This window comes from Mycolicibacterium tusciae (assembly GCF_002086795.1).
In the GTDB taxonomy this organism is placed as follows: domain Bacteria; phylum Actinomycetota; class Actinomycetes; order Mycobacteriales; family Mycobacteriaceae; genus Mycobacterium; species Mycobacterium tusciae.
The window spans coordinates 63,857-83,851 of the sequence record NZ_MVIM01000022.1 but is presented as its reverse complement, the minus strand read 5'-3'; the positions used below and the strand labels follow the sequence as shown (position 1 = coordinate 83,851).

Genomic DNA, 19,995 nt, shown 5'->3' with positions numbered 1-19,995 from the left:
AGTGGCATTGTTTTGTCAGTTTGGACGATAGCCATTTAAACGGCTAAATTCTTTGCTAAATCTGAACCAGAATGCATAGTTCGCACGTGGCACAACTGGGCCGAACGTCCGCCCGGCGACGTGTATCCAGTACGGCGCAATAGAATTTCGACTCATCTGTCAATATCCGGTACGCGATTCGAAGCGATACGATAAATTCATCCGCACGTCCCGTGAAGTGCTCGATGTGGGACAGGACGAGGAGTGGTCATGAGGCCCGTCGGGGACCGTAGGCTGGCGCGATGTGACGTCACGCGGGAGGTTGCCGTGGACTCTATGACCGTCCGGAATCGGCACGTCCACAATTTGCTCCTGCTAAGGGATGTGGACGTCGCCGAAGACTTTTGGGCGCGAGGAATCAACATGCCGCGCGTGATGGTTCTGCCCGGCGGGGACGGTTTGGCCGACGGCGGTGGCTACGGGGGAAGCCGCAACGTGTCGCCCGTCTCCGAACCCTTCATCGCAGCATAGAACGAGGGGTACCTGCTGCGGATCACATATGTGGTCCGCAGCAGGTCTGCGCAAATATGGCGACTGGCGTGCCATCCCGAGCGGTTGGGATGTGCTGGGTGCCCTCGGTGAGACTCGAACTCACACTGGACGGGTTTTGAATCCGTTTCCTCTGCCAATTGGGATACGAGGGCGTTCGGCGCGTCGGAACGCAGCGGCCTTCCACCATAGAGGATGCCCCCGAGGTCGCTGATCGCGGCGGCTACCGCCACAATGTCTTCCATGGCAGTTCCTCCTGAGTCACCGGCCGGCATCGAGAAACCACGACGCGTTCTCGTCGCCGAAGACGAAGCGCTCATCCGGATGGACCTGGCCGAGATGCTGCGCGAAGAGGGTTACGAAATCGTCGGCGAGGCCGGCGACGGGCAGGAGGCCGTCGACCTGGCCGAGAGCCTGAAGCCCGACCTGGTGATCATGGACGTGAAGATGCCTCGTCGCGACGGTATCGATGCCGCATCGGAGATCGCGGACAAGCGGATCGCTCCGATCGTCATTCTCACCGCGTTCAGTCAGCGCGAGCTCGTCGAGCGGGCCCGCGACGCCGGCGCCATGGCGTATCTGGTCAAGCCTTTCAACATCAACGACCTCATTCCTGCCATCGAGGTGGCGGTGAGTCGATTCAGTGAAATCGCCGCACTGGAGCATGAAGTCGCCGAACTGTCGGATCGGTTGGAGACCCGAAAATTGGTCGAGCGCGCGAAGGGTTTGCTGCAAGCCAACCAGGGGATGACCGAACCTGAGGCGTTCAAGTGGATTCAGCGCGCCGCGATGGATCGCCGTACCACCATGAAGCGCGTCGCTGAGGTCGTGCTGGAGACCCTCGATACGCCCACCGACGCATCCCCGTCGAACTAGCGATTACCCCGGCCAACCGTTAATTGTTCGTTTCCTACGCTGCGGTTTGGCCCGATTGCCGGGCAGATCGACACGGTCCCTTCGTCAACATCACGCACTGCCGCCATGTGTTGGCTATGGTCGTCCCGAAGCATCGCCGACCGCGCCGACCTGGCAGGGCCGATGATGCCGACGAAAACATAAACCCGGAGGTGAAGCGTGCGCGGTCGCGTGGCACGGAAAGCATTTGCTATCGGTAGCGCAAGTTTGGTCGTGCTCGGCATAGCCGGCTGCCAACAACAATCCGAGCCGAGCGAGGACGGCGCGGCACCCAGTGACCTGAAGATCGTCGAGCAGGTCCAGATCGACGAGAACGGCACTGAGGTCAAGCCACCCGAGGGTGTGACGCCGCTTGATCCCGCCGGTGACGGCAACGCACAGTGCCCGCCGGTGTCCCTGGCTATGGCGGGCGCGCTGAACGGACCGGATGCCGCGCTGGGTATCAACATCAAGAACGGCATCCAGCTCGCCGTCGACCAGCACAACGCCGCCAACAAGGGCTGCCAGGTGCAGTTGAAGACGTTCGACACCGAAGGTGATCCGCAGAAGGCCACCCAGGTCGCACCGCAGATCATCAACGACGCCTTCACCATCGGCCTGATCGGACCGGCCTTCTCCGGCGAGACCAACGCCACCGGCGACGTGTTCAACCAAGCCGGCCTGGTTGCCGCCACGGCGTCGGCCACCAACGTCACGCTCTCGGAGAAGGGATGGAAGACATTCTTCCGCGGGCTGGCCAACGACGGCGTGCAGGGGCCGTCGGTTGCCAACTACTTGAAGAACACACTGGGCCACAAGAAGGTGTGCGTGGTGGACGACAGCACTGACTACGGTCTGGGTCTGGCCCAGGCGGTCCGGGAAACGCTCGGCCCGGTTGCCGATTCGGCGTGCAACATCTCGGTGAAGAAGGGTGACAAGGACTTCTCGGCCGCGGTGACGCAGGTGAAGGGCGCCAGCCCAGACTCGGTGTTCTTCGCCGGGTACTACGCCGAGGCGGCTCCGTTCGTCCAGCAGCTCAAGGACGGCGGCTTTGAGGGCACCTTCGTCAGCGCCGACGGCACCAAGGATCCCGAGTTCGTCAAGCAGGCGGGTGAGGCGTCCAGCGGCGCCATCCTGGCCTGCCCCTGCGGCCCCGCCACCGGCACCTTCGCCGAGGACTACAAGAAGGCGTTCAACCAGGAGCCGGGGACCTACAGCGTCGAGGGTTACGATCTGGGCGCGATCATGCTGAAGGGCATCGACTCCGGCAAGATCACGCGGCCAGACCTGCTGGAGTTCGTGCGTACCTACGACGGCCAGGGCGTCGGCCGTAAGTACCAGTGGACCCCGACGGGCGAGCTGACCACGACATTGATCTGGATCTACGAAGTTCAGTAGGAAGCTGCTCGAGACGCGTCCGAGACCAGAGGGCTCGGGCGCGTTCTCGTTCGCACAGTGATTTTGCAAGGAGCCGCCGCCGGTGATTTCCCAGTGCGTGGATCACGGAGCCCAGTACGCCTGTCTGGCCGCGAACATCACCTTCAATCTCGATGGCCTGCGAAATGGCTTCTGGCAGTTGACGATCGACGGCCTGTCCTGGGGCGCGATCTACGCGCTGGTGGCGGTCGGCTACACACTGGTGTTCGGTGTGCTCCGTCTGATCAACTTCGCGCATTCCGAGATCTTCATGCTCGGTATGTTCGGCGCCTATTTCTGCCTCGACATCATCCTGGGTTTCACGCCGAGCGGTAACGACTACGAGAAAGGCGTAGCGCTCACGGTGCTGTATCTCGGCGTCGCAATGCTTTTCGCGATGCTGGTTTCGGGTTCGGCGGCGGTCGGCCTGGAGTTCATCGCGTACCGGCCGCTGCGAAAACGCGGGGCGCGATCCTTGACGTTCTTGATCACGGCGATCGGTATGTCGTTCGTGCTGCAGGAGTTCGTGCACTTCGTGCTGCCCAAGCTGCTCCCGGGTTACGGCGGTAGCAACGCTCAGCAGCCGATCATCTTGATGCAGCCAAAGACTCAGTTCACGATCTTCGGTGCGACCGTCTCCAACGTCACGTTGGTGATCGTCGCCTCCGCGCTGATCTTCGCACTGCTGACCGATATGGCGATCAATCGAACGAAGTTCGGCCGGGGCATCCGCGCCGTCGCCCAGGACCCCACCACGGCGACCCTGATGGGTGTCTCGCGTGAACGCATCATCATGACGACGTTTCTGCTCGGTGGTCTGCTCGCCGGGGCGGCCGCGCTGCTGTACACGTTGAAGGTGCCGCAGGGGATCATTTACTCCGGCGGATTCCTGCTCGGCATCAAGGCCTTCTCCGCCGCCGTCCTCGGTGGTATCGGCAACCTGCGGGGCGCGCTGTTGGGTGGCCTGCTGCTCGGGATCATGGAGAACTACGGGCAGGCGGTGTTCGGTACGCAGTGGCGCGACGTGGTGGCGTTCGTCCTCCTGGTTCTGGTGCTGCTGATCCGGCCGACCGGAATACTCGGTGAAAGCCTCGGGAAGGCAAGAGCTTGACGTCCTCCCAGACTTCCGTCGGGGATTTCAACCCATCCCACTACCTACGGGGCAGGAGTAGCGAGTTGCGGTTCACGGTTCGCAGACCGCCTATCGGCGAGGTCTCCCCGTGCTGTCACCGCCCGTCCGGCGGCGATGTTGCGTGCTGCGTTGACATCGGCGTTGCACCGCCCGGCGTTGCAGGCTTGGCACTCGAAGATCGCTTGGCTCTCACGATTTCCGGGTGCGACGTGCCCGCACGCGGAGCAACGTTGCGACGTGTACGCAGCGGGCACTTGCTCGACCCGGCCGCAAGCCTTCTGCTGCAAGCGGGTGACCAGCAGCCCCCAACCGCTGCGGCTGATCGCACGGTTGAGCCCACGCTTTTGAGCGACGTGCACTCCCGGTTGCTCGATGGTTCCGCGCGCGGAGCGTGTCATCGACCGCACGTCGAGGGCCTCGACCCTGATCACGTCAAAGCGGCGGGCGAGATCCGTGGTCGTCTTCTCTACCCAGTCCTTGCGCCGATCCTTTTCACCGCCTTTCAACTTCGCGATGGCGCGTTTCGTATCGTCACGGCGATTCGAGCCGTGCTTGGTGCGAGCGAGCCGTTGCTGCAACACCCTCAACCGTTTCGACTCACCCTTTGTCAGACCGGGGACGTGCAAGAGTTCACCGGTAGAAAGTGCGGCTGCGACAGCCACGCCGCGGTCAATTCCGACCAGGCTGCCGTCGCCTCGACCGCTGATCGGGTCGGGTATGTGAGCGAACGCGACATGCCACCGGCCAGCCCGATCACGGGTAACCCGATAGGACTTGACTCCTGCTGGGACCGGTCGCGAAAGGCGAAATTGCACCCAACCGACCTTGGGCACCCACACACGACCGATGCGGCGATTCAGCTTCTCGACGTGATGTGCTTTCACCGCTACCTGTCGAAACCCCTCATGCACACCCGCTTTGCGCCATTTCGGACGTCTATGGGTGCCTGCGAAGAAATGCCGCATGGCTTGTGCAAAATCCCGCAGCGCCTGCTGCTGCACCGTCTGACTGCCGGCCCTAAGCCATTCGTACGCGGCGCGCGCATCCGTCAACTGGGCGCATTGCTCCACATATCCGGGCGCCTTGCGGCCCGGTTGCCAGCACTGTTGCTGCTCCACCGCCAGATTCCACACACACCGCGCATCCCGACAATGCGCCAACAACCTCGCCTGCTGCTCAGGGGTCGGCGACAGTCGATACCGCGACATAGCCGCACCCTAATGATCACCACTGACATCCGCCTTCTCGGCATTCCCGCACCCCTCAATACCGGCCTCCTTCCCGCTACCAAGATCCCCGACTTTGAGTGGAGAGGCAGATGAGTCTGTCCGACAGGTTGATGGCGCCCGGCGACGGGCTGCGTCAGTGGTGGGATCGGCTGTCCCGGGTACAGAAATGGGGTTTCGGCGTCATCGGCTTCGGTCTGCTGGCGCTGCTGCCGCTGTTCCCTCCGCCGTTCCTGAACACGCCGAACATCAGCTTCGGCGGCACGATGGCGCAGTTCGCGATGGTGGCGATCATCGCGATCGGCCTCAACGTCGTGGTGGGCCAGACCGGTCTGCTCGACCTCGGATACGTCGGCTTCTACGCTGTCGGCGCCTACACCGTCGCGCTGCTGACCAGTCCGAACAGCCCCTGGAACCAGACCGGTCCGGATGGTTGGTTCAACGAGAGTTGGGCGTGGCTCGCGTGTGTCCCGCTGGCGATGGCGATCACCGCCTTGAGCGGACTGATCCTCGGCTCGCCGACGCTGCGACTCCGCGGTGACTACCTGGCCATCGTCACGCTCGGGTTCGGCGAGATCATCCGGCTGCTGGCCGACAACCTTTCCGACGTCACCAACGGTCCCCGCGGCCTCAACGAGGTGGCCTATCCGCGGGTGGGCCAAACCGACGCGTTGCCCGACGGAGTGTTCTCCAGCGGAAACTCGACGGGCGACGCGAATTACGGCACCTGGTGGTTCTGGCTGGGCATCGTGATGATCGTCATCATTCTTCTGCTCGTCGGAAACCTGGAGCGCAGCCGGGTCGGACGGGCCTGGGTAGCCATCCGCGAAGACGAGGACGCCGCGGAAGTCATGGGCGTCAACGCGTTCAAGTTCAAGTTGTGGGCGTTCGTGATCGGCGCAGCCATCGGCGGGCTGTCCGGAGCGCTCTACGCCGGCCAAGTGCAGTACGTGGCACCGCCGACGTTCAACATCATCAACTCGATGCTGTTTCTGTGTGCGGTGGTGCTCGGCGGGCAGGGCAACAAATTAGGCGTGGTGTTCGGCGCGTTCATCATCGTCTATCTGCCGAACCGCCTACTGGGCGTGGAATTCCTCGGCATCAATCTCGGCGACCTCAAGTACCTGTTCTTCGGGATGGCGCTCGTCGCGCTGATGATCTTCCGGCCTCAGGGCCTGTTCCCGGCGCGTCAGCAACTACTCGCCTACGGCAAGGCTGCGCGTGAGTTCCTGCGGTCGCCGGAGAAGGAGTCGGCGAAATGAGTATCGAGGAACTGGCAGGCGTCCACCGTGAGATCGAGGCGGCCGAGGGCGAAACACTGCTGCAGACAAAGGATTTGACGGTCAAGTTCGGCGGTCTGACCGCGCTGGACTCGGTCACCTTCGATATCCGGCGCGGCGAGATCCTCGGAATGATCGGTCCGAACGGCGCGGGTAAGACGACGTGCTTCAACGCCATCACCGGGGTGTACCGGCCTACGTCCGGCACGGTGACATTCGACGGCGCCCCATTGGGTCGCATCAAACGCCACCAGATCACCCGTCGCGGTATTGCCCGTACCTTCCAGAACATCCGGCTGTGGGGCGAGATGACCGCGCTGGAGAACGTCATGGTCGGCACGGACGCACGGCACTTCACGTCGGTGCCGGGTGCGCTCGTGCGTACTTCGCGCCATCGCCGGGAGGAGCACTCGGCGATCGAGCGTTCGGCGGCCCTGCTGCATTTCGTCGGGATCGCTCATCGCGGCGAGGAGAAGGCGAAGAACCTGCCCTACGGCGATCAACGACGGTTGGAGATCGCCCGCGCGCTGGCCACCGAACCGAAGCTGCTGTGCCTCGACGAGCCTGCCGCGGGATTCAATCCACGCGAGAAGGCCGCGTTGATCGAGCTGATTCAGAAGATCCGAGACGACGGCTACACCGTGCTGCTCATCGAGCACGACATGCGGCTGGTCATGGGCGTGACGGACCGCATCGTCGTACTGGAGTTCGGCCGCAAGATCGCCGACGGCCTGCCGGCCGAGATCCGCGAGGACCCCAAGGTCATCGCGGCGTATTTGGGAGTGCCAGATGACGACATCGAATGACGACAGGCCGATCTTGCTCGAGGTGCGCGACCTGGTCGTGCAGTACGGCCGGATCCGTGCGCTGCACGGCATTTCGCTGCAGGTCCGGGAGGGCGAACTGGTGACCCTGCTCGGCTCCAACGGGGCGGGCAAGACGACGACGATGCGCGCGATCTCCGGCCTGCTGCCGTTGACGTCGGGGTCGGTGTGGTTCGAAGGTGCCGACATCTCCAGGGTAAAAGCTCATCACCGGGCGGTTCGAGGTTTGGTGCAGGCACCGGAGGGCCGCGGAGTGTTTCCGGGTATGACGGTGATCGAGAACCTTGAAATGGGTTGCTACGGAAGAAAGTTCGAGTCCAAAGCCGAGCATCGGGAACGCCTGGACTGGATATTGGAGACGTTTCCCCGGCTGGCGGAACGCCGGAGCCAGGTCGGCGGAACCCTCTCGGGTGGCGAACAGCAGATGCTCGCGATCGGCCGTGCGCTGATGGCCCGGCCAAGAGTGCTGTTACTCGACGAGCCGTCCATGGGCTTGGCGCCGATGGTGATATCGCAGATCTTCAAGATCATCGCCGAAATCAACGCCAGCGGCACCACGGTGCTGCTGGTGGAACAGAACGCCCAGCAGGCGCTGAGCCGATCCGACCGCGCCTATATTCTGGAGACCGGCGAGGTGACCCGCACCGGTGTTGCACGGGAACTGTTGGCGGACGACAGCATTCGCGCCGCCTACCTCGGTGTCGCTTAGCTCGAAACGCGGGTCTCGATGGCGTCGAGGACTACAACCTGACTCGTCGGAACGCAGATGTGCATGACGAGATGGTCGTCGGCGACCTCGAACGTGAATGTGAAGAAGGAGCAGCATTCACTCTCGCGTCCAGCGAGATCGCGCGCAGCCGACTCGATGTCGGACGGCAGCACCAGGTCCAGTCGCGTGGTCTCGGAACGGGTCCAGCGCAGCACATGGCCGAAGAGGTCGCTGAATGCGGCTATCCGCAGTGGGCGCTCAGAAGTCGGCAGCGTGCATGCGTCCGGTGCCCAATCGTCTTGAGTCGTCATATCTAGGGCGATCCCGCACCGGGCACGTCGACCCGTGCTTGCATGATCCATCCCGTCGACTCGCCGGCCATGAGACCTTCCACGGTGGTTTCGTCGATCACCATGTACAGGGTACGGCCGTCAGCGCCGCCGAGTGCTGGCGCGATCGCCCATCCTCGGTCGATCTCGACGCGATGGGTGATGGTGCCGCCTCGGATGATTCGGAGGAACTCGCCGGTGTCGTAGCAGCCGACCCAGATCCCGCCTTCCATGTCGACGCAGAGGCCGTCGGGATGACGTTCGGGTCCGAGGTCGGCGAACACGCTTGGCGCGCCCAGGCTGCCATCGTGTTCGACCGGAAACGCCAGGATTCGCGACCCGTTCGTCTCGGCGACGATGATGGTCGACTCGCCGGGCAGGGAGGCCATGCAGTTCGGGACGTCGAGTCCGCTGGCGACGATGCGCACCACACCGGTGGTGTCGACGAGGCCGATGTGTCCCGTCAGCCCGGAATCGTCCACCTGATACATGTCGACATAGGCGCGCCCGTCGGGGGTGACCAGCAGGTCGTTCGTGGACCAGGCGAAGTCGCTGAGATCGAATGTTGCCACCACGTCGCCGTGTGCACCGACGTGGTGGATGTGCGCGTCCATCAGGCCGGATACCACGAGCGTGCCATCGGGAAGCCAGCCGAGCCCGGAGGCGTGTGGAACCTCGGCCTCGACAGCGAGGTCGCCGGTCTCGCCGACGGAGTACACCTTGCCCGCGGGTCCGTCGCTGAACCATAACCGGCCGTGGTGCCACCGTGGCCCTTCGCCGTAGACGATGCCTTCGATGAAAGGAAGCGGCTCAACGGATTCGATCGTGCTCACCGCGCGAATCTATCGCGCGACGACCACCGACGAGCCGTGTCCGAACAATCCCTGATTCGCGGTGACGCCCACCTTGGCTCCTTCGACCTGACGGCCAGTCGCCTGTCCCTTGAGCTGCCAGGTCAGCTCGCAGACCTGCGCGATCGCCTGGGCCGGAATGGCCTCACCGAAGCAGGCCAGACCACCCGATGCGTTGACCGGGATCTTGCCGCCTATGGTCGTCGCGCCGCTGCGCAGCAGCTTCTCGGCCTCGCCCTTGGGGCACAGACCGAGGTGCTCGTACCAGTCGAGCTCCAGCGCGGTGGACAGGTCGTACACCTCGGCGAGGCTGAGGTCTTCCGGTCCGATGCCTGCCTCGGCATAGGCGGCGTCGAGGATCTGATCTTTGAACACCCGATTGGGCGCGGGCACAGCCGCGGTGGAATCCGTTGCGATGTCCGGCAATTCGGGAAGGTGCTGCGGGTACTGCGGCGTCTGGAGGCTCACCGCACGCACCGAAGGCACACCTTCGAGCGACCCGAGATGCTTCTCGGCGAACGACTTGCTGGCCACGATCAACGCGGCCGCTCCGTCGGAAGTGGCACAAATGTCAAGCAGGCGAAGCGGATCGGAGACCACCGGGCTGGCCAGCACGTCTTCGACCGAGCTTTCCTTGCGGTACCGCGCGTTCGGATTGTCCAGCCCGTGCTTGGCGTTCTTGACCTTCACCTGGGCGAAGTCCTCGAGCGTCGCGCCGTAGAGGTCCATGCGACGGCGCGCCAGCAGCGCGAAGTACACGGTGTTCGTCGCACCGATGAGATGGAAACGCTGCCAGTCGGGGTCGTTCTTGCGTTCACCGCCGACCGGGGCGAAGAAGCCCTTGGGGGTGGTGTCCGCACCGATCACCAGCGCGACGTCGCAGAAGCCCGCCAGGATCTGGGCCCGCGCGCTCTGCAGCGCCTGCGAGCCGCTGGCGCATGCCGCGTAGCTCGAGGTGACAGGAACGCCGTTCCAGCCCAGCTTCTGCGCGAACGTGGCGCCCGCGACGAACCCCGGATATCCGTTGCGAATCGTGTCGGCACCCGCGACGAGCTGGATCTGGCGCCAATCCAGGCCGGCTTCGGCGAGCGCGGCTCGGGCGGCGACGACGCCGTACTCGGTGAAGTCACGGCCCCACTTGCCCCATGGATGCATACCGGCACCCAGGATGTACACCGGTTCTGGACTCATGACGCGATCCTCCAGGCGTGTACGACGCGCTCGACGCCGTCGTCGTCGACAAACAGTGGCATGGTGGTCAGTTCCATCTCGATGCCGACCTTCAGGTCAGCCGCAAGGGTCCCCTCGACAACCTTGCCCAACACGATGATGCCCTCGTCGGCCAGCGCAACGGCGGCCACGGCGAACGGCTCGAACGGATCCGGCGACGGATACGGAGGCGGTGGGGCATAACGGTTTTCGGTGTAGCTCCACAGCGTCCCCCGCCGGGACAGCGGGACCTGGGCCAACTCGTCGCCGTCACAGCCCGGATTGGGACAATTGTTGGCACGCGGGGGGAACACGAACGTCCCGCACAGATGGCACTTGCTGCCGATCAGATACGCGGCGCCCGATTCGTCGGTGGCGAACCACCCGTCGACCGCGGGCTGAGTAGATGCTGACACGCGGTCAGCCTAACGAACCGGCCCCTGGAACTGAAACGTGTTCCAGTTTGGCCGGCTCTTCAGGGAAGGATCTGTGGAATTGGGATCGGTAGCCGCGGCGACCATCTCTACTGAGTGCACCGGCGTCGCCAACGAGGCGCGCCCACGGAGATTGGAAGACACCAATGGGATTCTTCGACAAGGCGAAGCAGGCGGCGCAGCAGGCCAGTCAGGCATTCGCGCAGCAGGCCGGCCAGCAACAGGGCGGCATGGTGCACGTGCAGGGCGCCGGACCCATCGATCCGGCCATCATGGGCGGCCCGTCGACCCGCTCGGTGTCAGCCGACGATCCGATCTGGCAGCCCATCAACGGCATCTCGCTGCAGGACTACGCCGAGCTGGCTCGCGACGCGCAGGCCCGTGGCATCAACGACGAGGCGGGCATGATCACTCTCGCCCAGGAGCGCGGCTGGGATCCGGCGGACACGAAGGCCGCGCTCGACGGCTGGGTGCAGCGGATGGGCCAGTCGATGGCCGTCGGCCAGCAGTTCCGCAAGTTCCTCGGCTACTGATCGGGGTTGGTCAACATGCCCAACCCGTTCAAGGACTGGGCGCGAATGTACGGCGCCAACAAGCAGTACCTGGAATCACAGGGTCGCCCGTCGTCGTTCTTCGGCCAGATCGGGGACGTCCCCAACCGCATTCACGAGGCCGCCGATGCCACCGAGATCGGCGTGAAGATGATGCGTCATTCGCAGCTGATGAACGGTGGCGGCATACCGGCCACGGTCAGTGTCGAAGGTGTCTGGCAGGTCGGGTCCTACCTGAACACGTCGCCGGTCCTGCGGATCCAGGGGCAGGTCGTGCGCGACGACGGAACCGCGCCGTACGGCGCGGTCTTCGACGAGGTCGTCGCGCAGATGCATGTCGCGCGTGCGCAGCCGGGCATGACGCTTGCGGTGTTCGTCGACCCGCAGAATCCGACGGACATGGCGATCGACTGGATTCGCACCGGCCAACTGGGTCCGCCGCCACCGGGCACCACGCCAGGGCCCGGAGCGCCGGGGGCGCGGCAGATTTAGTCCTCGGCGGCTACAGCGTGTCGGCGGCCGTGCATAGAGTAGGGCCGTGACCGCGAGCGCAACGACCGAGAAGGCCACCGAAAAGCCGACATTGATGCTGCTGGACGGCAATTCGTTGGCGTTCCGGGCGTTTTACGCGCTGCCCGCCGAGAACTTCAAGACCCAGGGCGGCCTGACCACCAACGCGGTGTACGGCTTCACCGCAATGCTGATCAACCTGCTGCGCGACGAGCAGCCCACCCATATCGCCGCAGCGTTCGACGTGTCGCGGCAGACGTTCCGCCTGGAGAAGTACCCCGAGTACAAGGCGGGGCGGTCGGCCACCCCCGATGAGTTCCGGGGCCAGATCGACATCACCAAGGAGGTGCTCGGCGCGCTCGGCATCACGGTGCTGGCCGAGCCGGGCTTCGAGGCCGACGACGTGATCGCCACCCTGGCAACGCAGGCCGAGGACGCGGGCTATCGGGTGTTGGTGGTGACGGGCGACCGTGACTCGCTGCAGCTGGTCAGTGACGACGTGACGGTGCTGTACCCGCGCAAAGGCGTCAGCGAGCTGACTCGGTTCACCCCGGACGCCGTGCTGGAGAAGTACGGGCTGACCCCGCAGCAGTATCCCGACTTCGCGGCCCTGCGCGGCGACCCGAGCGACAACCTGCCCGGCATCCCGGGTGTGGGGGAGAAGACCGCCACGAAGTGGATCGCCGAATACGGGTCGCTGCAGACGCTGGTCGACCAGGTGGACACCGTCAAGGGCAAGGTCGGCGATGCCCTGCGGGCGAATCTGTCGTCCGTCGTGCTCAACCGGGAACTCACCGACCTGGTCAAGGACGTCCCGCTGGCCCAGACGCCCGACACGTTACGGATGCAGCCGTGGGATCGCGACCAGATCCATCGCCTGTTCGACGATCTCGAATTCCGGGTACTGCGCGACAGGTTGTTCGACACGCTGGCCTCAGCGGATCCCGAAGTCGATCAGGGCTTCGACGTGCGCGGCGGCGCCCTCGAGTCCGGCGAGTTGGCGGCCTGGCTGGCCGAACACGGATCCGGCAAGCGGTTCGGGATGGCCGTTGTCGGTACGCATTTGGCATTCGACGCCGACGCCACCGCGTTGGCGATCGTCGCAGCCGACGGTGACGGTCGCTACCTCGACACCGCGACGCTGCAGTCCGACGACGAGGCCGCGCTCGCGTCGTGGCTGGCCGATCCGAGCCAACCGAAGGCACTGCATGAGGCCAAACTGGCGATGCACGACCTCGAGGGTCGCGGCTGGAAGCTCGCCGGCGTCACGTCCGACACCGCGCTGGCCGCCTATCTGGTGCGCCCGGGTCAACGCAGTTTCGCGCTCGACGACCTGTCGCTGCGGTACCTGAAACGTGAACTCCGTGCGGATAACCCTGAGCAGCAACAGCTTTCGCTGCTCGATGACACCGAAGGCGTTGATGAGCAGGCCGTCCAGACGGTGATCCTGCGAGCGAGCGCGGTGATGGACCTCGCCGACGCTCTGGACGAGGAACTGGCGCGCATCGACTCGTCGGCGCTGCTGGGCAACATGGAGCTGCCGGTGCAGCGTGCGCTCGCGGAGATGGAGTCCGCGGGCATCGCCGTGGACCTGAAGCAACTCGCCGAACTGCAAAGCGAGTTCGCTGATCAGATCCGCGATGCCGCAGAAGCGGCGTACGCGGTGATCGGCAAGCAGATCAATCTCGGCTCACCGAAACAGCTCCAGGTCGTGCTGTTCGACGAGTTGGAGATGCCGAAGACCAAACGGACCAAGACCGGCTACACCACCGACGCGGATGCGCTGCAGAGTCTCTTCGACAAAACCGGACATCCGTTCCTGCAGCATCTGCTGGCGCACCGCGACGCAACCCGGCTCAAGGTCACGGTCGACGGGCTGCTGGCAGCTGTGGCCGCAGACGGGCGGATTCATACGACGTTCAACCAGACGATCGCCGCCACGGGCCGGCTCTCGTCGACCGAGCCGAACCTGCAGAACATTCCGATCCGCACCGAAGCGGGCCGCCGTATCCGGGACGCATTCGTCGTCGGCAAGGGTTACGCCGAGCTCATGACGGCGGACTACAGCCAGATCGAGATGCGCATCATGGCGCACCTCTCCAAGGACGACGGTCTGATCGAGGCCTTCAACACCGGCGAGGACCTGCATTCGTTCGTCGCATCACGGGCGTTCGGCGTGCCGATCGACGAGGTGACCTCGGAGCTGCGGCGCCGGGTGAAGGCGATGTCGTACGGGCTCGCCTACGGTCTGAGCGCATACGGCCTGGCCGCGCAGCTGAAGATCAGCACCGAGGAAGCCAAAGAGCAGATGGAGCAGTACTTCGACCGGTTCGGTGGCATCCGCGATTACCTGCGTGACGTCGTCGATCAGGCACGCAAGGACGGCTACACGTCGACGGTGTTCGGGCGCCGCCGCTACTTGCCGGAGCTGGACAGCAGCAACCGCAACGTACGCGAGGCCGCCGAACGCGCCGCGCTCAACGCACCGATCCAGGGCAGCGCCGCCGACATCATCAAGGTCGCGATGATCAACGTCGAGACCGCCCTCAAGGACGCCGAGCTGAAGTCGCGCATGCTGCTACAGGTGCACGACGAGCTGCTGTTCGAGATCGCCGACGGTGAGCGCGATGCGGTCGAGAAGCTGGTCCGCAAGCAGATGGGTTCCGCCTATCCGCTCGACGTGCCGCTGGAGGTGTCCGTCGGGTACGGCCGAAGCTGGGACGCCGCGGCCCACTAGCGGGCGTCGGCCGCCAGTCCCAGGCCCAACGCCACCAGCGCCGCACCCATGACGCGTTCGATACGGCGGCGAATATGGGCTCGGCTCAATACGTTTCGAGCACGATCGGCGGCGAGGACCACGCCCGCGCACCACGTGGTGTCCAGCACGAGCTGGATCACGGCCAACACGAGCAGCGTCGGCAGCACCGACCCGCTGGACGGCAGGAACTGCGGTACCACGGCTATCCCGAACGCGGCCGCCTTCGGGTTGGCGGCGATCGAGATCAACGACGCCCGGAACGCCGAGGCGGGCGTGCGGCCCCGGGGCGGCACCGGTATCGCGAGGGCCGCATCCGCGGGCCTGTTCGCCTGGCGCCATGCGCTGACCCCCAGCCAAATCAGGATCACCGCACCGATGACGTGCAACGCCAACGACAGGGCTCGGTTGGCGGTCAGCAACACCGACAGTCCGGCGCCCCCGGCGATCGTCCAGCCGAAGATGCCGATCTCATTGCCGACGACGGCCGCCAGCCCGGCCGCCCGGCCGTCCCGAACGGAGCGGTGCAGGAACAGCGCCGTCGCCGGGCCTGGGAGTGCGGCGAGTATCACGCACGCGAGCAGGAACGCGGGCATGACGTCGATCAGATGCTGCACCTGCATGTCAGCAGTATCGCCGAGGCGGCAAGCGGTTTAGCGCACCGGCGGAGCGTGAAACCCGGCGAGTCCCGCCAAGGCGGGCGTCTGCATGCGCGCGACGTGCACCGCGTTGGCCTCCTCGGTCTGCATCGCGTACACCCGCGCGTCGCCGAATCCGCGGTCGATGCGGTCGCGCACAAACGCCAGTTCCACGACCTGGGCGGCGAAAGCCTTGACCGCTTTACCGGCCGGCTTACCTCCGGACCGGCGTGCGTGGGCGATCGCCAACTTGCGGTTCTTGATCGAGTTCAGCCATGTCGCCTCGCTCGGGGTGACGAGCTGGGCGGCCACCATGCCCGGCAGTTTCTCGGCGACGACCCGCTGCTCCTTCTTGCGGCTGCGAACCCCCAGCACGATCGCGAACACGAAGACCGGCACCATCCAAAAGACATAGACCGCCAAATAGGTTTCCGGTCCGATCACCGACGAGCCGTTCCACAGACCGTGCATGATCACCGCCCCGGCGTACCCGAGCAGGATGTAGAGGGTCTTCATCGCGGGGCTGCGGTTATGCAGCGCGAACCAGACACCGAGCGCGAACATGGTGGTGAACAGCGAATGTGCGAACGGCCCCATGACCAGCCGGACGCTCGGCGTCAGCAGCGAGTCGCCCAGAGTCTCGCCGCCCGCGATGTACAGGATGTCCTCCAGCCAGGCGAAACCGGCGCCGACGAGGCCCGCGTACACCAAGCAATCGGTCAGGGAATTGAGTTCATTGCGCCGTCGCCCCGTCATCATGAGCAGCAGAAATGCGCCTTTGGCCGCTTCTTCGATGACCGGTGCGCCAATCGCTATGGACACCCAGCTGCTGTCCTCGGACCCGCCCTGTTGGATCAGCGCGTCCAGGAAGAGACCGATGACCACCGACAGGATCACGGCGACCGACGCACCCCACAGAAATGCGAAAATCAGCAGCCGGGGCGGTTCCGGTTCCCACCGATCGAGCCAGATGTAGGCGAAGACGACCACGCCGATCGCCACCCCGGACAGCACGAAGCCGACCGATGCGCCGACCGGGTTCAGCGCGGTCAGACCGATGACGATCAGCCCGGCGAGGATGCCGAGCAGGATGAGCACGCCCAACGGTGCGCCGACTTGCCGGATCTTGCGCTCGAAGGGCGGTCGCGTCGGCCATGACTGCTGGGGAGCACCGGCATATGCCACGTAGGCAGGTTAATCAAGGATGAGATCGTTTGCGGGCTTCCCGGACCGGGTTTGTCCAGCATGGACCGAGTCGAGTAACCTCTACGCGTACCTGTCTGTGCTTTTTCGTGGGCTCGAGTCGACTCGAGTTCCTCGAGGACGGGTAACACCAATAACAACTGTCCCTACGACCAAACCTGTCCGGAGCAACCCACCACATGCCAAGTCCCTCCGTCACCTCGCCACAAGTAGCCGTCAACGACATCGGCTCGGCCGAGGACTTTCTCGCCGCCATCGACAAAACCATCAAATACTTCAACGATGGCGACATCGTCGAGGGGACCATCGTCAAGGTTGACCGTGACGAAGTCCTGCTCGACATCGGTTACAAGACCGAAGGCGTCATCCCTTCCCGTGAGCTCTCCATCAAGCACGACGTCGACCCCAACGAGGTCGTTTCCGTCGGCGATGAGGTTGAAGCCCTGGTCCTCACCAAGGAGGACAAGGAAGGTCGCCTGATCCTGTCCAAGAAGCGCGCTCAGTACGAGCGCGCCTGGGGCACCATCGAAGAGCTCAAGGAAAAGGACGAGGCCGTCAAGGGCACCGTCATCGAGGTCGTCAAGGGTGGCCTCATCCTCGACATCGGCCTGCGCGGCTTCCTGCCCGCGTCGCTGGTCGAGATGCGTCGTGTCCGCGATCTGCAGCCGTACATCGGCAAGGAGATCGAGGCCAAGATCATCGAGCTCGACAAGAACCGCAACAACGTGGTGCTGAGCCGCCGCGCCTGGCTGGAGCAGACCCAGTCCGAGGTGCGCAGCGAGTTCCTCAACCAGCTGCAGAAGGGCGCCATCCGCAAGGGTGTCGTGTCCTCGATCGTCAACTTCGGCGCCTTCGTCGATCTCGGCGGTGTCGACGGCCTGGTGCACGTTTCCGAGCTGTCCTGGAAGCACATCGACCATCCGTCCGAGGTCGTGCAGGTCGGTGACGAGGTCACTGTCGAGGTGCTCGACGTCGACATGGACCGCGAGCGGGTGTCGTTGTCGCTCAAGGCGACTCAGGAAGATCCGTGGCGCCACTTCGCCCGGACCCACGCCATCGGTCAGATCGTGCCGGGCAAGGTCACCAAGCTGGTGCCATTCGGTGCGTTCGTCCGCGTCGAGGAGGGCATCGAGGGTCTCGTCCACATCTCGGAGCTGTCCGAGCGCCACGTCGAGGTCCCGGATCAGGTGGTTCAGGTCGGCGACGACGCGATGGTCAAGGTCATCGACATCGACCTGGAGCGTCGCCGCATCTCGCTGAGCCTCAAGCAGGCCAACGAGGACTACACCGAGGAGTTCGACCCGTCGAAGTACGGCATGGCCGACAGCTACGACGACGCGGGCAACTACATCTTCCCCGAGGGCTTCGACGCCGAGACCAACGAATGGCTCGAGGGCTTCGAGAAGCAGCGTGAGGAGTGGGAGTCGCGCTACGCCGAGGCGGAGCGTCGCCACAAGATGCACACCGCGCAGATGGAGAAGTTCGCCGCGGCCGAGGCTGCAGCTGCCACCGAGGCTCCGCGGTCGTCCAACGGTTCGTCGAGTTCCGGCGAGCCCGCCGCCGGCGGTTCGCTTGCCAGCGACGCCCAGTTGGCGGCTCTGCGCGAGAAGCTCGCAGGCAACGCGTAATTCTTCGTACACAACGTGTGCCCCGGCTCTGAGTCGGGGCACACGTTGTTTTCGGGTGCTGACAGACTGGGGCGGTGCTGCGCATTGGTCTGTCCGGCGGTATCGGCGCCGGAAAGTCGACGGTGTCCTCGACGTTCAGTGAACTCGGCGGAATCGTCGTCGACGGCGACGTGATCGCCCGCGAGGTGGTGGAACCGGGGACCGAGGGGCTGGGCAAGCTCGTCGACGCGTTCGGTGCGGACATCCTGCAGGAAGACGGTTCGTTGAACCGGCCTGCCCTGGCAGCGATCGCCTTCAGCGACGACGAGAAGCGGCAGACGCTGAACGGGATCGTGCATCCGCTGGTGGCGCATCGTCGTTCGGAGTTGATTGCCGCAGCAGCCGAAGACGCCGTGATCGTCGAGGACATCCCGCTGCTCGTGGAGTCCGGCATGGCGCCGATGTTCCCGTTGGTGGTGATCGTGCACGCGGACGTGGAAACAAGGGTCAAACGGCTGATCGAGCACCGCGGCTTCACCGAGGAGGATGCCCGCGCGCGGATCGCGGCGCAGGCCACCGAGGAACAGCGGCGCGCCGTCGCCGATGTGTGGCTCGACAACTCCGGCAGCGCAGGCGAATTGGTGGAGCAGGCGCGGGCGCTGTGGCATGAGCGGATCCTGCCGTTCGCCCACAACCTCGACCACGGCCGGCCCGCGCGCTCGGGACCGGTCCTCGTGCCCAGCGACCCGTCGTGGCCGGATCAGGGGCGTCGTATCGCGGCTCGGCTCAACACCGCATGCGGACACCGGTCGGTGCGCATCGACCACGTCGGGTCGACGGCCGTCCCCGGGGTGGATGCCAAGGACGTGATCGACATGCAGGTGACGGTCGCCTCTCTCGAGGCGGCCGACGAACTGGCCGACGCGTTGACGACCGCCGGCTACGTGCGCAGCCCGACCACCGCCGACGTCGGCAAGCCCGACGCCCGCAGTACGGTCGCGGCGTTCGATCACACGAACGAAGAATCGTTGTGGCACAAGCGACTTCACTGCTCAGCCGATCCGGGCCGGCCGACCAATGTCCACATCAGGGTCGACGGTTGGCCAGGTCAGCAGTTCGCGCTGCTGTTCGTCGACTGGTTGCGGGACAACCCTTCCGTCCAGGCCGACTACGTCGCGCTCAAGCGGAAGGTGGCGGCCCAGGCGCACGCCGACAACGGCGCGTACGCCGACGCGAAGGAGCCGTGGTTTCTCGACGCCTACCGACGGGCCTGGGAATGGGCGGACACCACGGGCTGGCGGCCGTAAAGGTCAGGCGGCAGGCGGGGACGGCGCCGCGTTCGGATCCGCCGGTGCGGCGGCCGGATCGACGGGTGCGTCGACTGGGTCGGGGACCCCGACGACCGGGATATCCAACGGAGCGCCGCACTGCAGCGTCCCGTACAGCGGATCGTCCTTGACGCGGAAGAACCTCGGTGCGATGAACTGGTCCGCCTGCGCGACGATCTGGTCGTCGACCAGGATCTCGCAGTGCAGGTTCGATCCGTACGGCCATCCGATGGACAGCGTCATGCCTGCCTTCGCGGGATCGTCGAGCACCGTGTTCACCTCGAAGGTCTGGCCGGGCAGCATCGTCGGGGTGGCGCTGTTGACGTTCGCGTCGTCCTGTTTGTACGCCACTACGGCGTCGCGGGACGTGCCATCGGCCCGGGCACGGTAGACCACGTTGTGGAGTACCTCGGGGACGGCCGCGTCAGGCGCCGGCTGCGGTTCGGCGGGCTCGGTGCCGGGCTGGGCGAGCGCGGTCGCAGGCGACGACAGCATGCCCGTGCCGATGGCGGCGACAGCGACGACTGCCTGCCATCGGCGCGTGGTGGAACTCATGACAGCTGACTTTACC

Annotated in this window: 19 protein-coding genes and 1 tRNA gene; 11 read left to right on the top strand and 9 right to left on the bottom strand. The window is 65.0% G+C overall.

Going from position 1 to position 19,995, the window contains the following annotated elements:
* Nucleotides 1-609: 609 nt before the first annotated feature.
* Nucleotides 610-683, bottom strand: a tRNA-Leu gene (locus BST47_RS27325).
* Nucleotides 684-771: 88 nt separating this feature from the next.
* On the opposite strand from BST47_RS27325, the gene BST47_RS27320 reads away from it, so the two are divergent.
* The 3 genes from BST47_RS27320 (at nucleotide 772) to BST47_RS27310 (ending at nucleotide 3,949) form a co-directional block, all read left to right on the top strand.
* Nucleotides 772-1,404, top strand: a complete 633-nt coding sequence (locus BST47_RS27320) for a two-component system response regulator PdtaR (RefSeq protein WP_107529109.1) — start codon at nucleotides 772-774, stop codon at nucleotides 1,402-1,404.
* Nucleotides 1,405-1,602: 198 nt separating this feature from the next.
* Nucleotides 1,603-2,820 (top strand): branched-chain amino acid ABC transporter substrate-binding protein, encoded by a 1,218-nt coding sequence (locus BST47_RS27315; RefSeq protein WP_083128959.1) that lies wholly within the window; start codon nucleotides 1,603-1,605, stop codon nucleotides 2,818-2,820.
* Nucleotides 2,821-2,902: 82 nt separating this feature from the next.
* Nucleotides 2,903-3,949, top strand: coding sequence for a branched-chain amino acid ABC transporter permease (locus BST47_RS27310; protein WP_083128958.1), 1,047 nt, complete (start codon nucleotides 2,903-2,905; stop codon nucleotides 3,947-3,949).
* 44 nt (nucleotides 3,950-3,993) lie between these two features.
* Here the strand turns inward: BST47_RS27310 and BST47_RS27305 are convergent, their stop codons facing one another.
* The gene (locus BST47_RS27305; protein WP_083128957.1) at nucleotides 3,994-5,178 is read right to left on the bottom strand and encodes an RNA-guided endonuclease InsQ/TnpB family protein; all 1,185 of its coding nucleotides are present in this window, start codon (nucleotides 5,176-5,178) and stop codon (nucleotides 3,994-3,996) included.
* A gap of 110 nt (nucleotides 5,179-5,288) precedes the next feature.
* Between BST47_RS27305 and BST47_RS27300 the strand changes: the two genes are divergently transcribed.
* The 3 genes from BST47_RS27300 to BST47_RS27290 are packed head-to-tail and all read left to right on the top strand — an operon-like array spanning nucleotide 5,289 to nucleotide 8,009.
* Nucleotides 5,289-6,458, top strand: coding sequence for a branched-chain amino acid ABC transporter permease (locus tag BST47_RS27300; protein WP_083128956.1), 1,170 nt, complete (start codon nucleotides 5,289-5,291; stop codon nucleotides 6,456-6,458).
* A complete protein-coding gene (locus BST47_RS27295; RefSeq protein WP_083128955.1) occupies nucleotides 6,455-7,282 on the top strand; it encodes an ABC transporter ATP-binding protein in 828 nt (275 codons plus the stop codon). The genes BST47_RS27300 and BST47_RS27295 overlap by 4 nt, the downstream gene beginning before the upstream one ends.
* Entirely contained in the window at nucleotides 7,266-8,009 is a 744-nt protein-coding gene (locus BST47_RS27290) for an ABC transporter ATP-binding protein (RefSeq protein ID WP_083128954.1), read from the top strand. The genes BST47_RS27295 and BST47_RS27290 overlap by 17 nt, the downstream gene beginning before the upstream one ends.
* On the opposite strand, the gene BST47_RS27285 is transcribed toward BST47_RS27290, so the two are convergent.
* Genes BST47_RS27285 through BST47_RS27270 form a run of 4 tightly spaced genes read right to left on the bottom strand, consistent with a single transcriptional unit; the run spans nucleotide 8,006 to nucleotide 10,814 of the window.
* Nucleotides 8,006-8,320, bottom strand: a complete 315-nt coding sequence (locus BST47_RS27285; RefSeq protein ID WP_083128953.1) for a hypothetical protein — start codon at nucleotides 8,318-8,320, stop codon at nucleotides 8,006-8,008. The genes BST47_RS27290 and BST47_RS27285 overlap by 4 nt on opposite strands.
* 2 nt (nucleotides 8,321-8,322) lie before the next feature.
* Nucleotides 8,323-9,171, bottom strand: a complete 849-nt coding sequence (locus BST47_RS27280; protein WP_083128952.1) for an SMP-30/gluconolactonase/LRE family protein — start codon at nucleotides 9,169-9,171, stop codon at nucleotides 8,323-8,325.
* 9 nt (nucleotides 9,172-9,180) lie between these two features.
* A complete protein-coding gene (locus BST47_RS27275; protein ID WP_083128951.1) occupies nucleotides 9,181-10,380 on the bottom strand; it encodes a lipid-transfer protein in 1,200 nt (399 codons plus the stop codon).
* Nucleotides 10,377-10,814, bottom strand: coding sequence for a Zn-ribbon domain-containing OB-fold protein (locus BST47_RS27270; RefSeq protein WP_083128950.1), 438 nt, complete (start codon nucleotides 10,812-10,814; stop codon nucleotides 10,377-10,379). The genes BST47_RS27275 and BST47_RS27270 overlap by 4 nt, the downstream gene beginning before the upstream one ends.
* Nucleotides 10,815-10,978: 164 nt before the next feature.
* On the opposite strand from BST47_RS27270, the gene BST47_RS27265 reads away from it, so the two are divergent.
* The 3 genes from BST47_RS27265 (at nucleotide 10,979) to polA (ending at nucleotide 14,630) form a co-directional block, all read left to right on the top strand.
* Nucleotides 10,979-11,365, top strand: a complete 387-nt coding sequence (locus BST47_RS27265; RefSeq protein ID WP_083128949.1) for a hypothetical protein — start codon at nucleotides 10,979-10,981, stop codon at nucleotides 11,363-11,365.
* A 15-nt stretch (nucleotides 11,366-11,380) separates the two neighbouring features.
* Nucleotides 11,381-11,875 (top strand): hypothetical protein, encoded by a 495-nt coding sequence (locus BST47_RS27260; protein WP_083128948.1) that lies wholly within the window; start codon nucleotides 11,381-11,383, stop codon nucleotides 11,873-11,875.
* A gap of 94 nt (nucleotides 11,876-11,969) precedes the next feature.
* Complete coding sequence (polA, locus tag BST47_RS27255) at nucleotides 11,970-14,630, top strand: DNA polymerase I (protein WP_083128977.1); 2,661 nt, start codon at nucleotides 11,970-11,972, stop codon at nucleotides 14,628-14,630.
* Here the strand turns inward: polA and BST47_RS27250 are convergent.
* Both BST47_RS27250 and BST47_RS27245 read right to left on the bottom strand, forming a co-directional pair.
* On the bottom strand, nucleotides 14,627-15,271 hold the full coding sequence (locus BST47_RS27250) for a LysE family translocator (protein WP_083128947.1): 645 nt from the start codon (nucleotides 15,269-15,271) through the stop codon (nucleotides 14,627-14,629). The genes polA and BST47_RS27250 overlap by 4 nt on opposite strands.
* Before the next feature lie 30 nt (nucleotides 15,272-15,301).
* Complete coding sequence (locus BST47_RS27245) at nucleotides 15,302-16,471, bottom strand: PrsW family intramembrane metalloprotease (RefSeq protein ID WP_083128946.1); 1,170 nt, start codon at nucleotides 16,469-16,471, stop codon at nucleotides 15,302-15,304.
* Between the two features lie 197 nt (nucleotides 16,472-16,668).
* Between BST47_RS27245 and rpsA the strand changes: the two genes are divergently transcribed.
* Nucleotides 16,669-18,117 (top strand): 30S ribosomal protein S1, encoded by a 1,449-nt coding sequence (rpsA, locus tag BST47_RS27240; protein WP_083128945.1) that lies wholly within the window; start codon nucleotides 16,669-16,671, stop codon nucleotides 18,115-18,117.
* A gap of 74 nt (nucleotides 18,118-18,191) precedes the next feature.
* A complete protein-coding gene (gene coaE, locus BST47_RS27235; protein ID WP_083128944.1) occupies nucleotides 18,192-19,403 on the top strand; it encodes a dephospho-CoA kinase in 1,212 nt (403 codons plus the stop codon).
* Between the two features lie 3 nt (nucleotides 19,404-19,406).
* Here the strand turns inward: coaE and BST47_RS27230 are convergent, their stop codons facing one another.
* Nucleotides 19,407-19,979 (bottom strand): hypothetical protein, encoded by a 573-nt coding sequence (locus BST47_RS27230; RefSeq protein ID WP_234809890.1) that lies wholly within the window; start codon nucleotides 19,977-19,979, stop codon nucleotides 19,407-19,409.
* Nucleotides 19,980-19,995: the final 16 nt, after the last annotated feature.

Bases quoted from the DNA above. Each gene is read 5' to 3' on its own strand.
- BST47_RS27290 (WP_083128954.1), top strand. From the start codon at position 7,266: ATGACGACATCGAATGACGACAGGCCGATCTTGCTCGAGGTGCGCGAC.
- BST47_RS27275 (WP_083128951.1), bottom strand. From the start codon at position 10,380: ATGAGTCCAGAACCGGTGTACATCCTGGGTGCCGGTATGCATCCATGG.
- BST47_RS27260 (WP_083128948.1), top strand. From the start codon at position 11,381: ATGCCCAACCCGTTCAAGGACTGGGCGCGAATGTACGGCGCCAACAAG.
- BST47_RS27285 (WP_083128953.1), bottom strand. From the start codon at position 8,320: ATGACGACTCAAGACGATTGGGCACCGGACGCATGCACGCTGCCGACT.
- BST47_RS27305 (WP_083128957.1), bottom strand. From the start codon at position 5,178: ATGTCGCGGTATCGACTGTCGCCGACCCCTGAGCAGCAGGCGAGGTTG.
- BST47_RS27295 (WP_083128955.1), top strand. From the start codon at position 6,455: ATGAGTATCGAGGAACTGGCAGGCGTCCACCGTGAGATCGAGGCGGCC.
- BST47_RS27265 (WP_083128949.1), top strand. From the start codon at position 10,979: ATGGGATTCTTCGACAAGGCGAAGCAGGCGGCGCAGCAGGCCAGTCAG.
- polA (WP_083128977.1), top strand. From the start codon at position 11,970: ATGCTGCTGGACGGCAATTCGTTGGCGTTCCGGGCGTTTTACGCGCTG.
- BST47_RS27300 (WP_083128956.1), top strand. From the start codon at position 5,289: ATGAGTCTGTCCGACAGGTTGATGGCGCCCGGCGACGGGCTGCGTCAG.
- rpsA (WP_083128945.1), top strand. From the start codon at position 16,669: ATGCCAAGTCCCTCCGTCACCTCGCCACAAGTAGCCGTCAACGACATC.
- BST47_RS27230 (WP_234809890.1), bottom strand. From the start codon at position 19,979: ATGAGTTCCACCACGCGCCGATGGCAGGCAGTCGTCGCTGTCGCCGCC.
- BST47_RS27320 (WP_107529109.1), top strand. From the start codon at position 772: ATGGCAGTTCCTCCTGAGTCACCGGCCGGCATCGAGAAACCACGACGC.
- BST47_RS27250 (WP_083128947.1), bottom strand. From the start codon at position 15,271: ATGCAGGTGCAGCATCTGATCGACGTCATGCCCGCGTTCCTGCTCGCG.